This is a genomic window from Bacillus sp. FSL P2-0069, from assembly GCF_038593315.1.
In the GTDB taxonomy this organism is placed as follows: domain Bacteria; phylum Bacillota; class Bacilli; order Bacillales; family Bacillaceae; genus Bacillus; species Bacillus safensis.
The window spans coordinates 2,516,076-2,539,397 of record NZ_CP151984.1 but is presented as its reverse complement, the minus strand read 5'-3'; the positions used below and the strand labels follow the sequence as shown (position 1 = coordinate 2,539,397).

General features: G+C 41.9%; 21 protein-coding genes. 20 read left to right on the top strand and 1 reads right to left on the bottom strand.

The window, feature by feature from the left end; genetic code table 11:
* Window positions 1-99 precede the first annotated feature (99 nt).
* The 5 genes from accD to NSQ34_RS12955 all read left to right on the top strand — a co-directional run bounded on the left by accD (window position 100) and on the right by NSQ34_RS12955 (window position 5,516).
* The gene (gene accD, locus NSQ34_RS12975) at window positions 100-975 is read left to right on the top strand and encodes an acetyl-CoA carboxylase, carboxyltransferase subunit beta (RefSeq protein WP_034279640.1); all 876 of its coding nucleotides are present in this window, start codon (window positions 100-102) and stop codon (window positions 973-975) included.
* Window positions 960-1,937 carry an acetyl-CoA carboxylase carboxyl transferase subunit alpha gene (accA, locus tag NSQ34_RS12970; RefSeq protein ID WP_065214538.1) on the top strand — a complete coding sequence of 326 codons (978 nt, stop codon included), beginning with the start codon at window positions 960-962 and terminating at the stop codon, window positions 1,935-1,937. The genes accD and accA overlap by 16 nt, the downstream gene beginning before the upstream one ends.
* A gap of 342 nt (window positions 1,938-2,279) precedes the next feature.
* Window positions 2,280-3,239, top strand: coding sequence for a 6-phosphofructokinase (pfkA, locus tag NSQ34_RS12965; RefSeq protein ID WP_024424794.1), 960 nt, complete (start codon window positions 2,280-2,282; stop codon window positions 3,237-3,239).
* 27 nt (window positions 3,240-3,266) lie between these two features.
* The gene (gene pyk / locus NSQ34_RS12960) at window positions 3,267-5,027 is read left to right on the top strand and encodes a pyruvate kinase (protein WP_024426143.1); all 1,761 of its coding nucleotides are present in this window, start codon (window positions 3,267-3,269) and stop codon (window positions 5,025-5,027) included.
* 99 nt (window positions 5,028-5,126) lie between these two features.
* The gene (locus NSQ34_RS12955; protein ID WP_024424793.1) at window positions 5,127-5,516 is read left to right on the top strand and encodes an FxsA family protein; all 390 of its coding nucleotides are present in this window, start codon (window positions 5,127-5,129) and stop codon (window positions 5,514-5,516) included.
* A gap of 25 nt (window positions 5,517-5,541) precedes the next feature.
* Here the strand turns inward: NSQ34_RS12955 and ytvI are convergent, their stop codons facing one another.
* Window positions 5,542-6,660, bottom strand: coding sequence for a sporulation integral membrane protein YtvI (ytvI, locus tag NSQ34_RS12950; protein WP_340900051.1), 1,119 nt, complete (start codon window positions 6,658-6,660; stop codon window positions 5,542-5,544).
* A 100-nt stretch (window positions 6,661-6,760) separates the two neighbouring features.
* Here ytvI and NSQ34_RS12945 point away from each other — a divergent pair, with 100 nt between their 5' ends.
* The 15 genes from NSQ34_RS12945 to NSQ34_RS12875 all read left to right on the top strand — a co-directional run bounded on the left by NSQ34_RS12945 (window position 6,761) and on the right by NSQ34_RS12875 (window position 23,314).
* A complete protein-coding gene (locus NSQ34_RS12945; protein ID WP_024424791.1) occupies window positions 6,761-7,225 on the top strand; it encodes a DUF441 domain-containing protein in 465 nt (154 codons plus the stop codon).
* Window positions 7,226-7,601: 376 nt separating this feature from the next.
* A complete protein-coding gene (gene citZ, locus NSQ34_RS12940) occupies window positions 7,602-8,720 on the top strand; it encodes a citrate synthase (protein ID WP_065214539.1) in 1,119 nt (372 codons plus the stop codon).
* 148 nt (window positions 8,721-8,868) lie between these two features.
* Complete coding sequence (icd, locus tag NSQ34_RS12935) at window positions 8,869-10,140, top strand: NADP-dependent isocitrate dehydrogenase (RefSeq protein ID WP_024424789.1); 1,272 nt, start codon at window positions 8,869-8,871, stop codon at window positions 10,138-10,140.
* 34 nt (window positions 10,141-10,174) lie between these two features.
* Entirely contained in the window at window positions 10,175-11,113 is a 939-nt protein-coding gene (gene mdh / locus NSQ34_RS12930) for a malate dehydrogenase (RefSeq protein ID WP_008356047.1), read from the top strand.
* A gap of 185 nt (window positions 11,114-11,298) precedes the next feature.
* Window positions 11,299-12,027, top strand: a complete 729-nt coding sequence (locus NSQ34_RS12925) for a response regulator transcription factor (RefSeq protein WP_176966882.1) — start codon at window positions 11,299-11,301, stop codon at window positions 12,025-12,027.
* Window positions 12,020-13,762, top strand: coding sequence for an ATP-binding protein (locus NSQ34_RS12920; RefSeq protein WP_176966883.1), 1,743 nt, complete (start codon window positions 12,020-12,022; stop codon window positions 13,760-13,762). Before NSQ34_RS12925 ends, NSQ34_RS12920 begins: the two co-directional genes overlap by 8 nt.
* Before the next feature lie 255 nt (window positions 13,763-14,017).
* Window positions 14,018-16,657: a DNA polymerase I gene (gene polA / locus NSQ34_RS12915; RefSeq protein WP_046312038.1), complete on the top strand. Its 2,640-nt coding sequence runs from the start codon at window positions 14,018-14,020 to the stop codon at window positions 16,655-16,657.
* A 26-nt stretch (window positions 16,658-16,683) separates the two neighbouring features.
* The gene (gene mutM / locus NSQ34_RS12910; RefSeq protein WP_065214542.1) at window positions 16,684-17,517 is read left to right on the top strand and encodes a DNA-formamidopyrimidine glycosylase; all 834 of its coding nucleotides are present in this window, start codon (window positions 16,684-16,686) and stop codon (window positions 17,515-17,517) included.
* Between the two features lie 174 nt (window positions 17,518-17,691).
* Window positions 17,692-18,324, top strand: coding sequence for a sporulation membrane protein YtaF (gene ytaF / locus NSQ34_RS12905; protein WP_024425705.1), 633 nt, complete (start codon window positions 17,692-17,694; stop codon window positions 18,322-18,324).
* A gap of 13 nt (window positions 18,325-18,337) precedes the next feature.
* The gene (coaE, locus tag NSQ34_RS12900) at window positions 18,338-18,943 is read left to right on the top strand and encodes a dephospho-CoA kinase (protein ID WP_034279663.1); all 606 of its coding nucleotides are present in this window, start codon (window positions 18,338-18,340) and stop codon (window positions 18,941-18,943) included.
* A 172-nt stretch (window positions 18,944-19,115) separates the two neighbouring features.
* Complete coding sequence (locus NSQ34_RS12895; RefSeq protein ID WP_046312033.1) at window positions 19,116-20,138, top strand: glyceraldehyde-3-phosphate dehydrogenase; 1,023 nt, start codon at window positions 19,116-19,118, stop codon at window positions 20,136-20,138.
* Between the two features lie 235 nt (window positions 20,139-20,373).
* Window positions 20,374-20,754 (top strand): adenosylmethionine decarboxylase, encoded by a 381-nt coding sequence (speD, locus tag NSQ34_RS12890; RefSeq protein WP_003216492.1) that lies wholly within the window; start codon window positions 20,374-20,376, stop codon window positions 20,752-20,754.
* Between the two features lie 184 nt (window positions 20,755-20,938).
* Entirely contained in the window at window positions 20,939-21,325 is a 387-nt protein-coding gene (locus tag NSQ34_RS12885) for a hypothetical protein (protein ID WP_034279668.1), read from the top strand.
* A gap of 4 nt (window positions 21,326-21,329) precedes the next feature.
* Window positions 21,330-21,788, top strand: a complete 459-nt coding sequence (gene nrdR / locus NSQ34_RS12880) for a transcriptional regulator NrdR (protein ID WP_003216720.1) — start codon at window positions 21,330-21,332, stop codon at window positions 21,786-21,788.
* A gap of 101 nt (window positions 21,789-21,889) precedes the next feature.
* Window positions 21,890-23,314 carry a replication initiation and membrane attachment family protein gene (locus tag NSQ34_RS12875; RefSeq protein WP_176967071.1) on the top strand — a complete coding sequence of 475 codons (1,425 nt, stop codon included), beginning with the start codon at window positions 21,890-21,892 and terminating at the stop codon, window positions 23,312-23,314.
* Window positions 23,315-23,322: the final 8 nt, after the last annotated feature.

Genomic DNA, 23,322 nt, shown 5'->3' with positions numbered 1-23,322 from the left:
TGACAAAAAAAGTACAATAGTTTCGGTACAGTTATGACATGTCCTATAATAGTGGATGTGCGTGTAAAGAAAAAACCCTTCAAAAAGGGAGGTAGTCATTTGTCAATCAAGAATATTTTCAGTAAAAAGAAAAAATATGCATCTGTACCCTCTGAACAGGCAAGTCAAGATGTGCCTGAAGGCATCATGACCAAATGTCCGCAATGTAAAAAAATAATGCTCACCAAAGAACTAGATAAAAATTTACGTGTTTGTATGAATTGCGGCAGACATTTGCAAATGAATGCAAAACAGCGTATTGAAAGCCTTGTAGATGAAGGCACATTTGAAGAATTTAACGGGCACCTCATTTCAGCAAACCCGCTCGGTTTCCCAGGCTACGAAGAAAAGCTTGAGAAAGACAGAGAAAAGACATCTTTGAATGAAGCCATTGTCACAGGTAAAGGTGAAATTGAAGGCCAAAGTGCTGTGATTGCTGTCATGGATGCCACGTTCCGTATGGGCAGCATGGGATCCGTTGTTGGTGAAAAGATCACGCTGGCTATCGAGAAAGCAAAAGCGGACAAGGTGCCTTTTATTATCTTTACTGCATCTGGCGGAGCGAGAATGCAAGAGGGAATTCTTAGTCTCATGCAGATGGCAAAAACAAGTTCAGCATTAAAACTGTTCAGCGAGGATCAAGGTTTGATTATCTCTGTGATGACGAACCCAACAACTGGCGGTGTATCAGCTAGTTTTGCGTCTCTCGGTGATTACAATTTTGCAGAACCTGGTGCTTTAATTGGTTTTGCAGGACGAAGAATCATTGAACAAACGATTCGTGAAGACCTGCCAGAGGACTTCCAGACGGCTGAATTTTTAATGAAGCATGGACAGCTTGATGCTGTCATCCATCGTGCAGAAATGAAAGAAACACTAGGCCGAATCTTAGCACTACACAGCACAGGAGGTGAACGAGAGTGGCTGGAGAACTAGAATTTGAAAAACCTGTCATTGAACTTCGAGCGAAAATTGATGAACTGAAAAAGTTCACACAAAACTCAGAAATGGATTTAAGTGCAGAAATTGAGCGCCTTGAAACACGTCTGAGCAAGCTTGAAGCAGACATTTATACAAATTTAAAGCCGTGGGACAGAGTGCAGATTGCTCGGCATGCGATGCGCCCAACAACTCTCGATTACATTCAAGAGCTGTTTGACAACTTTTTCGAATGTCACGGTGACCGTTTTTATGGTGATGATGAAGCGATCGTTGGAGGAATTGCCACGTTTAAAGGGCTTCCTGTCACTGTTATTGGCCATCAGCGCGGTAAAGATACAAAAGAAAACTTGCGCCGTAATTTCGGAATGCCTCATCCAGAAGGCTATCGTAAAGCGCTGCGCTTGATGAAACAAGCAGATAAATTTAATCGCCCGATCATTTGCTTTATTGATACAAAAGGAGCTTATCCTGGTAAAGCAGCTGAAGAGCGCGGACAAAGTGAAGCAATTGCGAAAAACCTATTCGAAATGGCAGGACTTCGTGTACCAGTTGTCTGTATTGTCATTGGAGAAGGCGGAAGCGGCGGCGCACTAGGCTTAGGCGTAGGAAACCACCTATTCATGCTAGAAAACTCAACGTATTCAGTGATTTCACCTGAAGGTGCAGCAGCGCTGCTCTGGAAGGACTCATCACTTGCGAAAAAAGCTGCAGAATCAATGAAAATTACCGCTCCAGACCTAAAAGAATTAGATATTATAGATGATGTTATTAAAGAAGTGCAAGGTGGAGCACATCGAGACGTGAAACTACAAGCAGCTTACATGGAAAAAACATTAAAACAGTCACTTACATCTTTGCTCAAACTAACACCTGAAGAACTAGTCGAACAAAGATATGAAAAATATAAAGCAATCGGGAAAGTATCGATTGAAAATCAATATATTGGGGTAAACTAAATAAACGTACAGCCATTTTGGCTGGCGTTTATTTTTTTTCATCTTTTTTCATGAAAACCGACTTCATGTAAGCGCTATTTGAAAATAATTTTCTTTTGTTTTCATAAAATTTGAAACGTCTGAAAACCTTGATATGATAAGGTTTATAGCACCTCCCTTCACAGATTTCAGAGAGATTTGCTTTCATGACGTTCTTAACTTTTGTTTAAAAACGGTTTATTTAATTGTATAATAAGTACGGTTTTAGAAATTCGTATTGAAAACATCCAAATTTGCTCATGATTGTTTTCAAGCAGTGGAAATGGTATGTTTAATTCATATATGGTCTCTGAGGTGAAAAAGATGAAGCGTATAGGAGTTTTAACAAGCGGTGGGGATTCCCCAGGAATGAATGCAGCTGTGCGCGCAGTTGTAAGGAAAGCAATTTACCATAATGTTGAAGTTTACGGTATTTATAATGGATACTCAGGTCTAATTAACGGTAAAATTGAGAAACTCGAAATAGGTTCAGTAGGCGATATCATTCATCGTGGAGGAACAAAACTTTACACGGCAAGATGTCCTGAATTCAAGACAGTTGAAGGTCGTGAAAAAGGAATTGAAAACTTAAAAAAATTCGGTATTGAAGGACTTGTAGTCATTGGTGGAGACGGGTCATTTATGGGAGCGAAGAAATTAACAGAGCTCGGTTTTCCATGTGTAGGTGTTCCAGGCACGATTGACAACGATATTCCAGGTACTGATTTCACTATTGGCTTTGATACAGCACTGAATACTGTCATTGATGCCATTGATAAAATTCGTGATACAGCCACATCTCATGAACGTACATACGTAGTGGAAGTAATGGGAAGACATGCTGGTGATATTGCCCTTTGGTCAGGTCTTGCGGGCGGAGCCGAATCTATTTTGATTCCTGAAGCAGACTATGACATGGACGAAATTATTGCTAGGTTAAGAAGAGGTCACGAACGCGGCAAGAAGCATAGTATCATCATCGTTGCAGAAGGCGTAGGCAGCGGTGTTGAATTTGGTAAGCGGATTGAAGAGGAGACAAGCCTTGAAACACGTGTATCTGTCTTAGGGCATATTCAGCGCGGAGGTTCTCCGAGTGCGTTTGACCGTGTACTGGCAAGCCGTTTAGGAGCATATGCAGTCGAGCTTCTTCTTGAAGGACAAGGCGGACGCTGTGTAGGCATTCAAAGCAATGAACTCGTTCATCACGATATTTTAGAAATCTTAGATAAAAAACATACAGTCGATAAAAATATGTACCGACTTTCACAAGAGCTCTCTATATAAAACGAGAAGACCTTAGGAGGAACAGTAATGAGAAAGACAAAAATCGTTTGTACAATCGGTCCAGCAAGTGAAAGCATTGAAAAGCTGACTGAATTGATTGAAGCAGGAATGAATGTAGCCAGACTCAACTTCTCCCATGGAGATTTTGAAGAGCATGGTGCACGCATTGAAAACATACGTAAAGCAGGTAAAACATTAGGCAAGGACATTGCGATCCTTCTAGATACAAAAGGTCCAGAGATCCGTACACGTACAGTTGAAAACGGCTCAATTGAGCTAGTCGCTGGTGCTGATCTTATCGTGAGTATGGAAGACATTGTTGGAAATACGGAAAAAATTAGTGTGACATACGAAGATTTAATTCATGATGTAGAAGTAGGCTCAACGATTCTATTAGATGATGGTCTGATTGGTTTAGAAGTAAAAGAAATTAACAAGGACCGCAAAGAAATCGTCACTAAAGTCATGAATACAGGCACGCTCAAAAACAAAAAAGGCGTCAACATACCTGGCGTCAGTGTGAACCTGCCAGGTATTACAGAAAAGGATGCCAATGATATCCTGTTTGGAATTGAACAAGGCGTCGATTTCATCGCAGCTTCTTTTGTGAGACGAGCTTCTGATGTTCTTGAAATTCGTGAGCTTCTTGAAAAGAACAATGCGACTGATATTCAAATCATCCCTAAGATTGAAAACCAAGAGGGTGTTGATAACATCGACGAGATCCTTGAGGTATCTGACGGTTTAATGGTTGCGCGTGGAGATCTTGGTGTAGAGATCCCGGCAGAAGAAGTACCGCTTGTTCAAAAAATGCTGATCAAAAAATGCAATCGTTTAGGCAAGCCTGTCATCACAGCGACTCAAATGCTGGACAGCATGCAGCGTAACCCACGTCCTACCCGTGCGGAAGCAAGTGACGTGGCAAATGCTATTTTTGACGGCACAGATGCGATTATGCTTTCTGGTGAAACAGCAGCAGGAACATATCCAGTAGAAGCCGTACAAACAATGCATAACATTGCATCACGTTCAGAAGAAGCACTAAACTATAAAGCCATTCTTTCTCGCAGAAGCGAAGAAGTAGAAGTCAGCATTACAGACGCGATTGGTCAATCTGTTGCACATACAGCAATGAAGCTTGATGTAGCAGCCATTGTGACACCGACAGAAAGCGGACACACAGCAAGAATGATTTCAAAATATAGACCAAAAGCACCAATCGTAGCAGTTACTGCAAACGAATCAGTGGCGAGAAAGCTTTCACTCGTATTCGGTGTATTTGCAAAGAGCGGATCAAAAACGACGTCTACTGATGAAATGCTTGAGAATGCAGTAGAAAAGTCAATTGAAACAGGCTATGTAAGACACGGCGATTTAATCGTGATTACAGCAGGTGTGCCAGTTGGTGAAACAGGTACGACGAACTTAATGAAAGTATATGTTGTCGGTGACATCATTGCGAAAGGTCAAGGTATTGGCCGTAAATCTGCATTTGGACCGGTTGTCATTGCACAAAGCGGAAAAGAAGCAGAAGAAAAAATGTACGATGGTGCGATCCTGGTTGCAAACTGCACAGATCGTGATATGATGGGAGCTTTAGAAAAAGCATCTGCCCTTATCACAGAAGAAGGCGGTTTAACAAGCCATGCAGCAGTTGTTGGACTAAGCCTCGGCATTCCAGTGATTGTTGGTCTTGACAGCGCAACGACACTATTAAAAGAAGGCGAAGAGATTACAGTAGATCCAGCACGCGGAGCGATCTACAAAGGCCGTGCAAGCGTCCTTTAAATCATACTAGAGGGGAGTTGTCTGACTCCTCTCTTTTTTTATGTTACACTAAAAAAAGTAAACAGCTTTCGATGAAAGATACCCCATGAGGTGATATGGTTGAAGAAATATTTTCTACTATTATTAATTCTGTTCCCTGCGGTGGAAATTAGTTTATTTTTAATCTCAAGTAAAATCATTGGCATTTTGCCAACCATGCTGCTCATCGTGCTGACAAGTGCCTTAGGTGCTTATTTTGCAAGAAAACAAGGTATAGAAGCCTTCCAAAAAGTGCAGCGAGATTTACAATATGGCAAGATGCCAGGGGGAGCGATTGTCGATGGTTTTTGTATTCTAATCGGCGGTCTGCTGCTGCTCATTCCAGGCTTCTTATCGGATCTCATTGGGGCTTTGCTGCTCATTCCGGTGACGAGAAAGGGAATCAAGCCGCTCTTTGAACGCTGGCTTAGAAACATGTCTAATCGCAACCGCTACACGATCATTCGTTAAAGAGACCTTCAGCTGAAGGTCTCTTTTATTTTTGCATTCCATACCGAATGTACTCATAAATATCTCTGAAAACTCCTGCATTACGGAATGCCTGCCACACGACAAGGGCAGCAGGGCCAATCACAAGTCCTAGAAAACCAAACCATTTTAACCCGACAAATAGCGCCACAAGCGTTGCTAAAGGATTAAGTCCGATGGATTTGCTTAAGACTTTTGGCTCTGATATTTGTCTTTGAATGAGGACGACAATATACAAAATGCCCAGTCCAATGGCGAGGGAAAGATTTCCTGTCATAGCAGAATAAATGATCCACGGTAGAAAAACAGTGCCGCTCCCGATATATGGAAGTAAATCGACGAGCCCGATACATAGAGCGATGACGAAGGCATGCTTGACCTTTAAAATGATGAGTCCAATCAATACAATACCAATCGTCATGGCAACAAGCAGAAGCTGAGCCTTCATAAAGCCGGTAATGGCTTTTTTGATTTCAGATAAAATAGCGCGTGTATGCTGCATCCATTTTGCGGGAAAGATACGTGAGCCATATGTTTTTAACGTAAACCAATCTTTCGTGATAAAAAAAGTCGCCAGAGCAGAAAATAACAGTGTGGCTGCTGCATCAGGCAAAAGACCTAAAAAAGCCGGAATAAGCTCGAATGTTTTTGAAAGAAAAGACCCGATTTTTGCGGCCGCTTCATCACCAAGTGCTTGAATTTGTCCCAAAATCGATTCCTTTTGACCTGCTTGAAGCGTATTAAATTGGGCCGTCACATCATGATATAAAGGCAGAATCTTGTCTGTGAAAAATTGCTCTACAATCCCAATCATTTGATCAAGATGACGGGGCAGCACCTTTGCCAAATAAGCACTTCCTGAAATGATTTCCGCAACTAGAAGCGTCATTAAGCCGGCGGCTGCGACTAAAAAGAGCAAGAGCACAATGACCACAACAAATCCTCTTGGCATCCCGGTGATCTCTTCGATTTTGCAGACGGCAGGATGAATTAAACAAGACACGATAAGGGCGATCCAAAAAGGATATAAAAACGGAAAAGACTGATATAAAAAGACAACCGCAAAAACAGCAATGCTGATCATCATCAAACTTCGAAGAAAAATGGCCACATAGGCGTGATTCACACAATCCCCTCCAAAAAACAAGCATGTCCGATACTTCATTTTATTCAAAAAGATTAGTAATATGAAAAGGTCGCAATAAAAAGAAAGAAAGGAGCGGCGTATGTTTACTCAAGCAAATTTGTTTTTGGTTCTTTTACTCGTTATTGCACTTATTGCAAAAAACAATTCGTTAATTGTAGCAGTCTCTGTGCTGATCGCGATTAAGCTGATTGGCCTGGATCAAAAAATTTTCCCGGTTCTCCAATCTAAAGGCATTAATTGGGGGGTCACCGTTATTACCATTGCAGTTCTGGTCCCGATTGCAACAGGTGACATTGGATTTAAGCAGCTTGGAGAAGCGATGAAATCTTCCTATGCTTGGATAGCTCTTGGAGCGGGTATATTAGTAGCATTAATTGCAAAAAACGGGATTGTGCTACTCGAAAATGATCCGCATATTACGGCAGCGCTTGTGTTCGGTACCATTTTGGCAGTCAGCTTATTTAAAGGTGTGGCAGTTGGACCGCTTATCGGGGCTGGAATTGCTTATTTGGCGATGCAGGCTGTGAAATTTTTCAGCGGGTGAAAAGAGAGTGGTTCCTGCCACTTTCTTTTTTAAATTTTTTCTTGCGTGAGCTTTTGCAAAAAAACATAATTAAATATATTAAAAGAAGCAAAATCCCTTTATTCCATGCCTGATATGGGAGACTGGAAAAAAAAATATCAAAAAAAATTATAGTTAAACATTTAACAAATGTCTGATTATTGTTTATAATGGGAATAGGCTTAATTTTGAACTCATTGATCACACAAGAGATATGAGGCTAAAAGCGCTCTAACCGTATAGGTAAATGTAAGCATTTTCTTTTCTGAGCCTGCTATCTTATCCGGATTGGATAGCGCTTTCAAAAAGTGAGAATTCTGCAACGAAGGGGAATCTTTTTAAAAAGGGGAGATTGAACATGACAGCAACAAGAGGTCTTGAAGGTATCGTGGCAACAACTTCATCCGTAAGCTCAATTATTGATGATACTCTTACTTATGTAGGGTACAATATCGATGATTTAACTGAAAAAGCTACATTCGAAGAAATTGTCTACCTGTTATGGCACTTAAAGCTGCCGAATGAGCAGGAGCTGAGTGATTTAAAACAGCAGCTCAATGAAAATGCTCAGATTCCGCAAGAAATCATTGAGCATTTTAAATCTTATTCGCTTGATGGGGTTCATCCAATGTCTGCGATTCGTACAGCAGTATCTTTACTAGGTTTACTTGATGACGAATCAGAGATTATGGACAAAGAAGCGAATTACAGAAAGGCGATTCGCTTACAGGCGAAAATTTCTGGACTAGTCGCTGCGTTTTCACGCATCCGCAAAGGGCTTGAGCCTGTACAGCCAAAAGAAGAATACAGCTATGCTGCAAACTTCTTGTATATGCTAAATGGCGAAGAGCCGTCACCAGTAGAAATTGAAGCCATTGATAAGGCACTTATTCTCCATGCGGATCATGAATTAAACGCATCGACATTTACAGCACGTGTATGTGTTGCTACACTATCAGATATCTACTCTGGTGTGACAGCGGCTATCGGTGCGCTGAAGGGACCGCTTCATGGCGGCGCTAATGAAGGCGTGATGAAGATGCTTTCAGAAATTGGCGAAGTTGAAAACGTAGATTCCTATATTCATGGTAAGCTAGAGAAGAAAGAAAAAATTATGGGCTTTGGCCACCGTGTATACCGTCAAGGTGACCCGCGTGCAAAGCATCTAAAAGAAATGAGCCAGCGTTTAACAAACCTCACTGGCGAGCCGAAATGGTATGAAATGTCTGTTCGCGCAGAGGAAATCGTGACATCAGAGAAAAATCTTCCACCAAATGTTGATTTTTATTCTGCATCTGTATATCACAGTCTTGGGATTGATCATGACTTGTTTACACCAATTTTCGTGATCAGCCGATTCTCTGGATGGATTGCTCACATTCTAGAGCAATATGACAACAACCGTCTTATCCGTCCAAGAGCTGACTACATTGGACCTGATCTTCAAACCTTTGTTCCGATCAGTGAAAGAGACTAATGTTTATAGAATAAGCGGGGGCTGATTTCAAAAGGCCAATCAGCCTCCATATCAACAAAAAAACGAATCACGTGAAAAACTTCTTTGTTTGCAGACATCAAGCCAAGAAGTTTCAAATATTCACTACATAACCTGGGAGGTAATATCATTGTCACAAGGCGAAAAAATTACAGTTACTGGCGGCGTATTGAATGTACCAAATAATCCAATTATCCCGTTTATTGAAGGGGACGGAATCGGTCCTGACATTTGGAAAGCAGCATCAAGAGTACTTGAAGCAGCTGTAGAAAAAGCATATAAAGGTGAAAAGCAAATCACTTGGAAAGAAGTATATGCAGGTGAGAAAGCTTACAATAAAACTGGAGAGTGGCTTCCTGAGCAAACGCTTGAAGACATTCGTGAATACTTAATTGCGATTAAAGGACCACTAACAACACCAATTGGCGGAGGAATCCGTTCATTAAACGTGGCACTTAGACAAGAGCTTGATTTATTTACATGCTTACGTCCTGTTCGCTGGTTCAAAGGGGTACCTTCTCCTGTGAAACGTCCAGAAGACACAGATATGGTGATCTTCCGTGAGAACACAGAAGATATCTATGCTGGTATCGAGTATGCAAAAGGTTCAGACGAAGTGAAGAAGTTAATTGACTTCTTGAAAAACGAATTAGGTGTGAATAAAATCCGTTTCCCAGAAACGTCAGGTATCGGAATCAAGCCAGTTTCTGAAGAGGGAACATCCCGTCTTGTCAGAGCGGCTATCCAATATGCAATTGACCAAGGCCGTAAATCTGTGACGCTTGTTCACAAAGGAAACATCATGAAATTTACAGAAGGTGCCTTCAAAAACTGGGGCTACGAAGTGGCTGAAAAAGAGTTTGGCGACAAAGTCTTTACATGGGCACAATATGATCGTATTGTAGAACAAGATGGAAAAGATGCGGCAAACAAAGCGCAAAGTGAAGCAGAAGCTGCTGGCAAAATCATTGTCAAAGACAGCATTGCAGATATTTTCCTTCAACAAATCCTAACTCGTCCAGCTGAGTTCGATGTTGTGGCTACAATGAACTTAAATGGAGATTACATCTCTGATGCACTTGCAGCACAAGTTGGTGGAATTGGTATCGCACCAGGTGCAAACATCAACTACGAAACAGGACACGCTATTTTTGAAGCGACTCACGGAACAGCACCAAAATATGCTGGTCTTGATAAAGTGAATCCATCTTCTGTTCTTCTATCAGGCGTGCTTTTACTTGAGCACCTTGGCTGGCAGGAAGCAGCTGATCTAGTGATTCAATCTGTTGAAAAAACAATTGCATCTAAAGTCGTCACATACGATTTTGCTAGATTAATGGATGGCGCAACAGAAGTGAAATGTTCTGAGTTTGCTGACGAGCTCATCAAAAACTTGTCTTGATTCTTAAACTTTAAAGTTAAAGGGGAAAAAGGAAATGGCAAACAAGCGTAAAAAAGTATCTGTCATCGGAGCAGGTTTTACAGGAGCAACTACAGCATTTCTAACGGCTCAAAAAGAATTAGCGGATGTCGTATTAGTTGATATCCCGCAGCTTGAGAACCCAACAAAAGGGAAAGCTCTTGATATGCTGGAAGCAAGCCCTGTTCAAGGCTTCGATGCGAACATTACAGGCACTTCTAACTACGAAGATACAGCCGGTTCTGATGTCGTGGTCATTACGGCAGGAATTGCAAGAAAGCCGGGAATGAGCCGTGACGATCTCGTGTCAACAAATGAAAAAATCATGCGCAGCGTGACACGCGAAATCGTTAAATATTCTCCAGAAGCCATTATTGTTGTGTTAACAAACCCTGTTGATGCAATGACATATGCCGTTTATAAAGAATCAGGATTACCAAAAGAAAAAGTCATTGGACAATCGGGCATTCTTGATACAGCACGCTTCCGTACGTTTGTTGCTCAAGAATTAAACCTATCTGTCAAAGATGTGACGGGCTTTGTGCTTGGTGGACATGGCGATGACATGGTTCCGCTTGTTCGTTACTCTTACGCAGGCGGTATCCCGCTAGAAACATTGATTCCAAAAGATCGTATTGATGCGATTGTTGAAAGAACAAGAAAAGGCGGCGGCGAAATCGTAAACCTATTAGGTAACGGTAGTGCCTATTATGCACCTGCTGCTTCACTAGTAGAAATGGTTGAGGCGATTCTAAAAGATCAGCGCCGCGTGATCCCAACGATTGCATACCTTGAAGGTGAATATGGCTACGAAGGCATTTACCTTGGTGTACCAACAATCGTAGGTGGAAACGGCCTTGAGCAGATCATTGAGCTTGAGCTGACAGAAGAAGAAAGAAGTCAGCTTGACCGTTCTGTTGAATCTGTTAAGAACGTCATGAAAGTATTGTCTTAATATGAAAAAAAGAAGGCTTCTCTTATGAGGGGCCTTCTTTTTGTTTACAAAACAAATCTTATCGAAATTTTAAATTGTCCTCTTGTTAAGCTTTCGTTAAAATGAAAGAGAAAGCATGACTTCTCGCTTTTCACATAAGATACAAAAAAACGGATGCAGGGGAAATCACTAATTGGAGGCACAACATGAATAAAAAAATATTAGTTGTGGATGATGAAGAATCAATTGTAACACTTCTAAGCTATAACCTTGAAAGGGCGGGCTATGATGTCGTCACAGCAAGAGATGGGGAAGAAGCGCTTGAAAAAGCAGCAAGTGAACAGCCTGATCTCATTGTATTAGATTTAATGCTTCCGAAAATGGACGGTATTGAAGTGTGCAAACAACTGAGAATTCAAAAAATGATGTTCCCTATTTTAATGTTGACAGCAAAGGACGATGAATTTGATAAGGTGCTCGGTCTTGAACTTGGAGCCGATGATTACATGACAAAGCCATTCAGTCCTAGAGAAGTGGGTGCTCGTGTAAAAGCCATCTTGAGAAGAGCGCAGCAATCTCAGCCTGTCCTCGCGCAAGAGGAGAAGGAAGAGGTCATTGCAGACCAAATCAAAATTGGTGAACTGCGCATTTTACCAGAACACTACGAAGTCTACTTCCAAGAAGAACGCCTAGAGCTTACGCCGAAGGAATTTGAACTGCTGCTTTATTTGGCCAAGCATAAAGGACGTGTCCTCACACGTGATCTGCTGCTAAGTGCCGTTTGGAATTATGACTTTGCAGGTGACACTCGTATTGTGGATGTACATATCAGCCACTTGCGGGACAAAATTGAAAAGAATACGAAAAAACCAACATACATTAAAACCATTCGCGGCTTAGGCTACAAATTGGAGGAGCCAAAGCCAAATGAGTAAAATTCGAACCCGCCTGTTTTCGGGACTTATTTTTCTCCTTTTTATTGTGTTTGTTGCACTTGGCCTTTTTTTGGATCACATGTTCCATGTTTTTTATGAAACTAAATTAACGGAACGAATGGAAAATGAATCGAGCTTTCTCCTTTCTTCCATGGATGGTGATGATCTGCAGGCGAAGCAGAACAAGGAGATCCTCAATCAGGCAAAGCAGCATCTCGATATGAATGCGTCAATTGTGGACCTGAAGGGGAATATCATACATACAACAGGTCAAGCGGAGCAAAGGGGCATCATTCAAAACACACTGAACAATGAACGCCTTCAAACAAAAGGAGTGGTCATTGAGGATGAAAAGGATGCGCTGTTTCATTATGCAGTCCCTATCCTGAAACAAAACGAATCGGCAGGCTATTTATTTCTCCATGCGTCATTCCAGCCTTTAAATGAAATTGACGGCCAGCTTTGGCTCGCATTAGCCGTTTGTCTTGGAACGGCGATTATTATTATCGTTTTCTTTGGATACCGCATGTCGATGAAATATGTAAAACCGATAGATTATGCCACAAAGGTAGCCAAACAGCTGGAACGAGGGAACTATGATACCAATCATTATGAAGAGCTCATCATTGAAACAAGTGAGCTTAATACATCAATGAAGCGCCTGGCAGAAAGCCTTCAAGAAATGACAAGCACTGGGGAGATGCAGCGAGACCGTCTGCAAACAGTCATTGAAAACATCGGAGCAGGGATTATTTTGATTGATAAGATGGGGTATATTAACCTAGTCAATCGAACTTTCCGCAAGCAGTTTAAGGTGCAAAAGCATATTTACATGCACAAGCTGTATCATGAAGCATTTACACATGAAGAAATTATTGAGCTGATTGACGAAATTTTCATGACAGAAACGAAGGTGCGGAAGTTTTTACGCCTGGCCGTTGACATTGAACGGCGCTACTTCCAGGTGGATGGTGTTCCCATTTTAAGTACAGACGATGAATGGAAAGGAATAGTCCTTGTGTTTCATGACGTGACAGAAACAAAGCAGCTGGAGCAGATGCGAAAAGATTTTGTCGCCAATGTGTCTCACGAATTAAAGACACCGATTACGTCGATTAAAGGATTCTCCGAAACTCTTCTTGATGGAGCGATTGATGACAAAGAAGCGCTGACACAATTCCTTTCCATCATTCTAAAAGAGAGTGTCCGTCTCGAAACACTCATTCAAGATTTACTCGATCTTTCCAAAATCGAGCAGCAGCATTTCAAACTGAATATTCAAGACGCCAATGCGACAGAAATCATTCAAGAGATTGAAGTCCTTTTAAAACAAAAGGCTGCAGAAAAAGGCATTCAACTACAAGTGCGTATCCCGAAAGAGCCTGTCTATGTGATGGCAGATCCGCTGAGGTTAAAACAAATCTTCCTCAATCTCGTGAACAATGCCCTTACCTATACACCAGAGGGAGGGAGTGTCACCATTTCGGCAAGACCGCGGAAAGGCGCCTATGAATTTGATGTAGCAGATACAGGAATCGGCATGAAGAAAAGCGAGATTCCAAGAATATTTGAGAGATTTTATCGAATTGATAAAGATAGAAGTAGAAATTCAGGCGGTACAGGACTTGGTCTTGCCATCGTCAAACACCTTGTGGAGGCGCATGAAGGGACGATTTCGGTCCATAGCAAACAAGGTAAAGGAACGACTTTTACAGTGAGCCTGAAATCAAAATAGGGAAAAAAGGAAAGTCGCGTTAAAATTTACATGATCTTTACAATGGATTCATGTTTAGTTAAACAATCATTGGTAGGATGAATAGGAACCCCTTCATCCAAGGAGCCAATTTTGTAAGGACGAAAACACTTGTTGTTTTCGTCCCTTTTTTTATGCAGGTTCGACTATTTTCTTTTCAAAATAAACTTTGATAAAATGATGATACAATGTGTGAAAGAGACGGCTGAAATGGCTCAGCCGATGGAGGATTAAAACATGACAGACAAAAAGAAATTAGTACTAGTGGATGGAAACAGTCTCGCATATCGAGCCTTTTTTGCTTTGCCGCTATTATCAAATGATAAAGGCGTCCATACAAATGCCATTTATGGCTTTGCGATGATCTTAATGAAGATGCTCGAGGACGAGAAGCCAACCCATATGCTTGTCGCATTTGATGCGGGAAAAACAACGTTCCGCCACGAGACATTTAAAGAATATAAAGGCGGAAGACAAAAAACGCCGCCAGAGCTATCAGAACAAATGCCGTTCATCCGTGAGTTATTAGATGCCTATCAGGTGAAAAGGTACGAGCTTCCTCAATACGAGGCAGACGATATTATCGGGACATTGGCTGTGGAGGCAGAAAAAGACGGCTTTGAAGTCAAAATTTTCTCAGGAGATAAGGACTTAACGCAGCTCTCAACAGACCATACGACGGTGGCAATTACGAAAAAAGGCATTACAGAAGTAGAATATTACACACCGGCTCATATTGAAGAGAAATATGGCCTGCGCCCAGATCAAATCATCGATATGAAAGGTTTGATGGGAGATTCCTCAGATAATATCCCAGGGGTGCCGGGTGTAGGCGAAAAAACAGCGATTAAATTGTTAAAGCAGTTTGAAACGGTTGAAAACCTGCTTGAACATATTGACGAAGTCAGCGGTAAAAAACTCAAAGAAAAGCTTGAAGAATATAAAGAGCAAGCGGTGATGAGTAAAAAACTCGCAACGATTCTTGTAGAAGCGCCAATTGATGTATCAAGCAAGGATCTCGCATATGAAGGTCCTCATATGGATCAAGTGATCTCTCTTTATAAAGAACTAGGCTTTCAAACGCTGCTAGAGCGTCTAGGAGAAGCACCAGAAACAGGTGAACAGGTCGAAGTAGAAGCATTAGAAGTGAAAAAAATGACCGAAGTAACGGATGAGATGCTGACAGATCAAGCTGCTCTTGTGGTAGAGCAGCTTGGAGATAATTATCATGAAGCAGATTTGATTGGTTTTGCGATCCATAATGAAAATGGTGCGTTTTTTATCACGAAAGAAGATGCGCTTCAATCAGACGCATTTAAACAATGGGTACAGGATGAAACGAAGAAGAAATGGGTCTTTGATTCAAAAAGAGCAGTTGTCGCCCTCAGATGGCATGATGTCGATCTAAAAGGTGTCGATAACGATGTCCTGCTCGCTTCCTATGTCGTCAACCCTCAGAAATCGTATGAGGACGTCGCAAGTGTGGCGAAGGAATATGGTCTTAACATCGCTCTTTCTGATGAAAAAGTGTACGGAAAAGGAGCAAAGCAGGCGATTCCACCTGAAGATGAACTGAAGGAACATCTTGGACGAAAAGCAGCGGCGATCTCTGCTCTGCATGATTTAACACTTGAAGCGTTAGAAAAAAATGATCAGCATGAACTATATGAAGACTTAGAGCTGCCGCTTGCCCTCATCCTAGGTGAAATGGAATCCCTTGGGGTAAAGGTAGATATTGAGCGCCTAGAGAAGATGGGTGAAGAGTTAACGAAAAAGCTGAAAGAATATGAAGAAACCATTCACCGCTTAGCAGGTGAAACATTTAACATCAATTCTCCTAAACAGCTTGGCGTGATTCTTTTTGAAAAATTAGGACTGCCGATTATTAAAAAGACAAAGACGGGCTACTCGACATCTGCGGATGTTCTTGAAAAGCTTGAAGATAAGCACGAGATCATTCGGTCCATTCTGCATTACCGCCAAATTGGAAAGCTCCAATCGACCTATGTGGAAGGCTTAATGAAAGTAACGCGCAAGGATACCCATAAAGTGCATACACGATTTAATCAAGCGCTCACGCAAACAGGAAGACTAAGCTCAACAGACCCAAACCTGCAAAACATCCCAATTCGTTTAGAAGAAGGACGAAAGATTCGACAAGCATTCGTTCCATCAAAAGAAGGCTGGCTCATGTTTGCTGCTGACTATTCACAAATTGAGCTGCGTGTACTCGCTCATATTTCTCAGGATGAGAATTTGATCGAAGCGTTTACGCAAGATATGGATATTCACACGAAGACAGCGATGGACGTGTTCCATGTCTCAGAAGAAGAAGTGACTTCCTCTATGAGAAGACAAGCCAAGGCTGTCAACTTCGGTATTGTATATGGGATCAGTGATTATGGGTTATCTCAAAACCTTGGGATCACAAGAAAAGAAGCAGCTGCCTTTATCGAACGCTATTTAACAAGCTTTAAAGGCGTGAAAACCTATATGGAAGAGATCGTGCAGGAAGCGAAACAAAAAGGATATGTCACGACGCTTCTCAAACGCAGACGGTATATCCCGGATATCACAAGCCGTAATTTTAATATCAAAAGCTTTGCCGAACGAACAGCCATGAACACACCGATCCAAGGAAGTGCAGCTGATATTATTAAAAAGGCCATGATTGATATGGCGCGTAAATTAAAAGAAGAAAACTTGCAGGCAAATCTTTTATTACAGGTGCACGATGAATTGATTTTCGAAGCGCCGAAAGAAGAAATTGCCATACTCGAAAAAATTGTTCCTGAAGTCATGGAAAATGCACTTCAGCTAGATGTGCCGCTAAAAGTTGATTTTGCTTCAGGGCCATCTTGGTACGACGCAAAATAATAGAGAGAGAAAAAGGAGCGAGGAGCATGCCGGAATTACCAGAAGTTGAAACCGTCCGGCGCACACTCAAGCGGTTAGTCGAAGGAAAGACGATTGAAACGGTCAATATCAAATGGCCAAATATCATCAAACGTCCTGGGGAGCCAGAAGAGTTCGCAAGAAGGATGGTAGGAGAAACGATACAAACCATTGAAAGAAGAGGAAAGTTCCTGCTCTTTCATTTAGACCACTACGTAATGGTCTCCCATTTAAGGATGGAAGGGAAATACCGTGTACATGAAGCGCATGAGCCATACGATAAACATGTACACGTCGTCTTTACGTTTACAGACGGTACTGAGCTTCGGTATCATGATGTGCGTAAATTTGGCACGATGCATTTATTTCATCCGGGTGAAGAAGAAAAGGAACTCCCGCTCTCGCAGTTGGGGTATGAGCCTTTTGATGATCAATTCACTCCGGAATATTTATGGGAGCAATTGAAAAAAACTTCCCGTGTGGTCAAAACAGCGCTGCTTGATCAAAAGATTGTCGTGGGACTAGGTAATATTTATGTAGATGAGGTTTTGTTTAAAGCAGGCATTCATCCAGAAACAAAAGCGAATCAGCTCAGCCTTGATTCGTGCAAAGTGCTTCACAGGCATATTATCGATACACTTCAAGTAGCGGTAGATGCAGGAGGAAGCACGATTCGCTCATATATCAATTCACAAGGTGATATTGGCACATTTCAGCTGCAGCTTCTTGTGTATGACCGGCGGGGAGAGCCTTGTCAAACATGCGGAAGCATCATTGAGAAAACAGTAGTCGGAGGGCGCGGCACTCATTTTTGTGTGACCTGCCAAAAGCGTCCTCAATAAAAATCAGCCATCAGCATGCTTCCTTTTTGCTGTGCATACGATAAAAAACATTCATTTTTCAGCAAGGTGTAGACTGACACACAGCCCACCTGCTCTTCATATAGTGAAGAAGAGTCTAAGGACGCCTAGAGACTCTTGATCATCGTTGCATGAACAGAAAGGAAGAGTTCAGGTATGATTTCGATTTCGCTCCTGTTTTTAGCTATTGCAGTCAGCATTGACAGCTTTTCTGTAGGATTTACGTATGGACTTCGTAAAATGAAGATTCCATTTAAAGCGATTGTCATTATTGCGTGCTGTTCAGGGATTGTGCTGCTCATTTCCATGCTGATTGGCAGCCTGCTGACGACATTCCTCCCTGTCTCAGTGACAGATAAACTTGGTGGAGGCATTTTAATCGCCATTGGACTTTGGGTCCTTTATCAATTTTACAAACCAGCGAAAGAGCGTGATTTGCTCCTTCATGAAAAGACATTGCTCAATGTGGAAGTGCAATCGCTTGGTCTTGTCATTCAAATTTTGCGAAAGCCGACAAGTGCAGATATTGACCGTTCTGGGACGATCAATGGAATAGAAGCGGTGCTTCTTGGGATTGCTTTATCCATTGATGCATTTGGCGCAGGGATTGGCGCTGCGATTCTAGGCTTTTCTCCAATTGTCATGAGTATCACTGTGGCCGTGATGAGCTCACTCTTTGTGTGTATCGGGCTCCGTGCCGGTCATTACTTGGCCAATTGGCGCTGGATCGATAAACTTGCATGCTTACCAGGGCTTCTGCTCATTTTAATTGGGGTGTGGAAGCTGTAAAGGAGGAAATCAATTGACGCTTGTCATTGGATTAACAGGCGGGATTGCTAGTGGAAAAAGCACCGTCTCGCAAATGATAAAAGAGCAGGGCATCCGGGTCGTGGACGCAGATGTCATTGCAAAAGAAGCAGTTGCCAAAGGAACACCAGCTCTTCAACAAATCGTTCAAACCTTTGGTGAGGATGTTCTCCTGCCAAATGGGGAGCTGAACCGGCAGCAGCTTGGAGCCGTCATTTTTTCTGATGAAGAGAAAAGAAAGCAGCTGAATGCCATTGTTCATCCTGAAGTGAGAAAAGAAATGCTCAAACAGAGAGATGAAGGGGTTAGTCAGAAGGAAACCTTCGTTGTCCTCGATATCCCGCTTTTATTTGAAAGTCAGCTTGAAAGTCTCGTCGACCGCATCATTGTGGTGTATACAACGCCCGAATTGCAGCTGTCGCGGCTCATGAATCGAAATGACCTCAGCGAGGAAGAAGCGCTGAATCGTATTCACTCTCAGCAGCCTCTTGAGGAGAAATGTAAAAAAGCAGACCGCGTGATAGAGAACACACAAGATCTCGCGTTTATTAGAAAGCAATTGCAGAACATATTAAATGAATGGGAACATACAGATAAGTAAGAGTACATACACGTACTCTTCTTTTTTTATGCTTTATTCTGATTTCCTTTGAAAAGAACAGCCCTTTTTAGAAAATATACGTTTATATACTGGCAATTACATTCTAATGTGATATACTAATTTCATAAATAAATTTATTGAGTATAACACATAATAGAGGAGTGACCTGTTCATGAAGGTAAAAGCAGCGATCAATGGGTTTGGCAGAATTGGACGCATGGTCTTCAGAAAAGCAATGCTTGATGATCAAATTCAAATTGTAGCGGTGAACGCAAGCTATCCTGCCGAAACGCTAGCACATTTAATTAAATATGACACAAATCATGGACGTTACGAATGTGATGTGACAGCAGAAGATGACGCCTTGATTGTGAATGGCAAAAGAGTTCTTTTGCTTAATAATAGAGACCCGAAGCAGCTTCCATGGGGAGAGCTTGGGATTGATATCGTCATTGAAGCAACAGGTAAATTTAATTCAAAAGAACAAGCGATGGGCCATATAGATGCCGGAGCGAAAAAAGTCGTTCTAACAGCTCCAGGTAAAAATGAAGACATTACGATTGTGATGGGTGTCAATGAGGATGATCTTGATCCTGAAAAGCACGTCATTATTTCAAACGCATCTTGTACAACAAACTGTTTAGCACCAGTTGTGAAACTGTTAGATGATGAATTTGGCATCGACAATGGTTTAATGACAACGGTTCATGCTTATACAAATGATCAAAAAAATATCGATAATCCGCATAAGGATCTGCGCCGGGCAAGAGCATGTGCTCAGTCCATTATTCCAACTACGACGGGTGCCGCTAAAGCGCTTTCTTTAGTGCTTCCGCACATGAAAGGGAAATTACACGGACTTGCACTCCGCGTACCAGTTTCCAATGTGTCGATGGTTGATCTTGTCGTTGACTTGAAAAAAGATGTCACAGCAGAAGAAGTCAATGCAGCCTTCTCGAATGCATCTAAAACATCTCTTGCCGGTATTTTAGATTACACAGATGAGCCGCTTGTCTCTACGGACTTTAACACAAATCCTTATTCAGCAGTCGTTGATGGACTGACAACGATGGTAATGGAAGGGAGAAAAGTGAAAGTTCTTGCATGGTATGACAATGAATGGGGTTATTCATGCCGAGTGGTTGACCTTGTAAAGTTTGTCGGCGCACAGATGAAAGAGCTGTCTGCTGTTTGAAATGAAGAAGACGATCGTCCCTTTTCAAGAAATGAGAGAAAATCCCACTAAAAACACAGCTTGCAAAATGGGTCTAAACAAAGTATACTATTTTTCGTGAACTTCTTGTTCGCAGACTCATTCGGGTATACTTAAAGGGTTAGGACCTCTTAGGACTAACTTTCCCCCGTGGTATATGTCCGGTCCGGCTGCTTAGAACTTCACTCTTTCATTCTTGTTTAAAGGGGGGTCCATGATGGAAACAATCGGACGTCACGTTATCTCCGAGCTATGGGGATGCGACTGTGATAAACTGAACGACATGGATTTTATTGAAAAAACGTTTGTAAATGCAGCTTTGAAATCAGGAGCTGAGGTAAGAGAGGTTGCTTTTCACAAATTTGCACCTCAAGGAGTAAGTGGAGTTGTCATTATTTCTGAATCTCATCTGACAATTCACAGCTTTCCTGAACATGGTTATGCGAGCATAGATGTTTATACTTGCGGTGACCTAGATCCGAATATTGCAGCAGATCATATCGGAGATGAATTAGGTGCTGAAACAAGAGAAAACATCGAAATTCCTCGAGGCATGGGACCTGTACAAGTAAAACAGGCACAAGCCAAAGCACTGTAAACATAAAAAAGATTGCAATGGGAGCTGGCCAAAAGCATTGAATGCCTTTGTGTTATGCTCCTTTTTATATTTTTTTTGATAAAAAATCCAACATTCCCCAGCTTGCCTATACTTTTGTTCTAGGAAAACAAAGGTTTTTTTTATAAAATAAAGAAAGAGGCATTATGGCAAAGGGGATACGTGTATGACTTTAAGACAAAAGTTTAAACGGTTCATGTCAAACCATACAGAAACATCTGACGAGCATCCAGTGTCAGAACTGAAAAGCCATTACTACAAATCGACGAATACACAAGTTTTTCAAGCGGTGGAAACCATTCTTTCCCGAAGCGATTCTTATCAAGTGACATCTGTTTCAGCAGAACGAGGTGAAATCAGCGCAAACATACGATTGCCGAAAAAAGCCTTTCTCGTGGCGACTGTCATTTCAATTCGTCCTTTTGAAACAGCTGTCGATTTTAATGTAACAACAGAAACGGCCCTGCCAACAGATTTCGGCTATAGTCAAAAGACCGTTCTGTCCCTTTATGATGAACTAGACAAACAACTTCCAAGAATAGATCGGAGCTGATGAAATGAAATGTCCCACATGTCAGCACCTTGGCACAAGGGTGCTTGATTCAAGACCAGTAGATGAAGGGAAATCCATCCGTCGTAGAAGAGAGTGCGAAAGCTGCCAATATCGCTTTACGACGTTTGAAAAATTAGAAGAATTACCGCTGATTGTGGTGAAAAAAGAAGGGATTCGAGAAGAATTCAGCCGCGAAAAAATGCTGAGAGGACTCATCAAAGCGTGTGAAAAGCGTCCTGTCGCTTTAAAGCAGCTGGAGGATGTCTGCTTTAATATTGAAAAAGAACTGCGCAATCAAGGCATGTCAGAGGTGAAAAGCGAGCTTGTAGGTGAAATGGTCATGGACGAGCTGGCGAAAATTGATGAAGTGTCTTACGTCAGGTTTGCCTCGGTTTACCGGCAGTTTAAAGACATTAATGTCTTTATTGATGAATTAAAAGACCTATTAAAGAAAGAACGCTAAAAAGAGCTGGAGATTCTTCATGCTCTTTTTCCTGCGTAAAGCGTAAAACGCAAAAAGAGTGTACAATGGAAACAATCGCAATTCATGGGGAGGATCAGCATATGACAGAGCATTGGAAGGAAGTGCTAGCCGTCGATCCGTATGTCGTCAAAAGCGCTTCATTGCTCGGTGACATCGATAGACAGCTCATCACTCTTTTATATCAGCCGCTTATTGGCATGTCCGCTTTCAGCTTATACATGACGCTGTGGGGAGAGCTGGAACAAAATCGTATGTGGGGGAAACCTGCACCTCATCGGCAGCTCATGGTCATGCTGCAAACGAATTTAAATGATATTTTTGAGGAACGTTTAAAGCTTGAAGCGATCGGCTTACTCCGCACATATGAACAGGAAACGGAAGAAGGCAGACTGTTTACATATGAGCTTGTACCGCCGCTAAGACCAGATGAATTTTTCCAAGATGGTATGCTGAATGTCCTGCTGTACCATCGTGTAGAGAAAGCAAAATATATGCAGCTTCGCGACTATTTCTCTTATCCGGGTGTTCCTGCAGAAGCAAAGAATATTTCACGGTCGTTTGAAGAAGTGTTTCACGTATTGCAGCCAGGCGAGCGCAAGATGACAGAAGAAATTCATCAGGCGTCATCGCTTGATCAAGGCTATGAATATGTGACCGTTGGATCGAGTCAGCCGGCACCGCTCTCGGACGAATCCTTTGATTTCGATCTATTATTAGCCGGTATGTCTGACATGATGATTCCAAGAAAGGCTTTGACAAAGCAGGTAAAAGAAACAATTAAGAAGTTAGCTGTTGTATACGGCATCACCCCGCTTCAAATGCAAAATATTGTAGCAGGTGCATGCGGTTCGGATCAAATGATCTCAACAGAAGAGCTGAGAAAAGCAGCAAGAGACTGGTACCAAATTGAATACAGAGGCGAACAGCCAAAGCTGATTGATCAAAAACAGCCAAGACACTTGCGCCAAGATGCTTCAAAGACGCAGGCGGCAGATACTCCAGATGCAAAATTGATTGAAAAGCTGGATCATATTTCGCCTAGGGAGCTGCTAAAAGACATGGCAGATGGCATTGAGCCAACATATGCCGACTTAAGAATTGTCGAAGATATCATGCTCGAGCAGCAGCTAGAGCCAGGTGTCATGAATGTTCTCATCTACTATACATTACTCAAAACAGATATGAAGCTGTCGAAAGCATATATGCAAAAAATCGCTTCTCATTGGGTGAGAAAGAAAATCAAAACCGTTGCTGCGGCCATGAAAATTGCAAAAGAAGAGAACAGACAAATGACAGAGTGGGCGCAGCAGAAAAAGCAGCGCAGCCCATATGGTTCAGGAAAAGTCGTCCGGGAAGAGAAACTGCCTGACTGGATGAAAGAAACCGAAACAAAAGAACAGCCGGCAAAAGAGCAAACGGACAATCTGTCTACAGAAGACCTTGAACGAGAAAAAGAAAAACTGTTAGATCAGTTTAAAAATATGAAAAAGTACAATGCACATTAAGGTGAGGT

Bases quoted from the DNA above. Each gene is read 5' to 3' on its own strand.
- citZ (WP_065214539.1), top strand. From the start codon at position 7,602: ATGACAGCAACAAGAGGTCTTGAAGGTATCGTGGCAACAACTTCATCC.
- pfkA (WP_024424794.1), top strand. From the start codon at position 2,280: ATGAAGCGTATAGGAGTTTTAACAAGCGGTGGGGATTCCCCAGGAATG.
- nrdR (WP_003216720.1), top strand. From the start codon at position 21,330: ATGAAATGTCCCACATGTCAGCACCTTGGCACAAGGGTGCTTGATTCA.
- polA (WP_046312038.1), top strand. From the start codon at position 14,018: ATGACAGACAAAAAGAAATTAGTACTAGTGGATGGAAACAGTCTCGCA.
- ytaF (WP_024425705.1), top strand. From the start codon at position 17,692: ATGATTTCGATTTCGCTCCTGTTTTTAGCTATTGCAGTCAGCATTGAC.
- NSQ34_RS12920 (WP_176966883.1), top strand. From the start codon at position 12,020: ATGAGTAAAATTCGAACCCGCCTGTTTTCGGGACTTATTTTTCTCCTT.
- mutM (WP_065214542.1), top strand. From the start codon at position 16,684: ATGCCGGAATTACCAGAAGTTGAAACCGTCCGGCGCACACTCAAGCGG.
- speD (WP_003216492.1), top strand. From the start codon at position 20,374: ATGGAAACAATCGGACGTCACGTTATCTCCGAGCTATGGGGATGCGAC.
- NSQ34_RS12875 (WP_176967071.1), top strand. From the start codon at position 21,890: ATGACAGAGCATTGGAAGGAAGTGCTAGCCGTCGATCCGTATGTCGTC.
- NSQ34_RS12945 (WP_024424791.1), top strand. From the start codon at position 6,761: ATGTTTACTCAAGCAAATTTGTTTTTGGTTCTTTTACTCGTTATTGCA.
- mdh (WP_008356047.1), top strand. From the start codon at position 10,175: ATGGCAAACAAGCGTAAAAAAGTATCTGTCATCGGAGCAGGTTTTACA.
- NSQ34_RS12885 (WP_034279668.1), top strand. From the start codon at position 20,939: ATGACTTTAAGACAAAAGTTTAAACGGTTCATGTCAAACCATACAGAA.
- NSQ34_RS12925 (WP_176966882.1), top strand. From the start codon at position 11,299: ATGAATAAAAAAATATTAGTTGTGGATGATGAAGAATCAATTGTAACA.
- pyk (WP_024426143.1), top strand. From the start codon at position 3,267: ATGAGAAAGACAAAAATCGTTTGTACAATCGGTCCAGCAAGTGAAAGC.
- NSQ34_RS12895 (WP_046312033.1), top strand. From the start codon at position 19,116: ATGAAGGTAAAAGCAGCGATCAATGGGTTTGGCAGAATTGGACGCATG.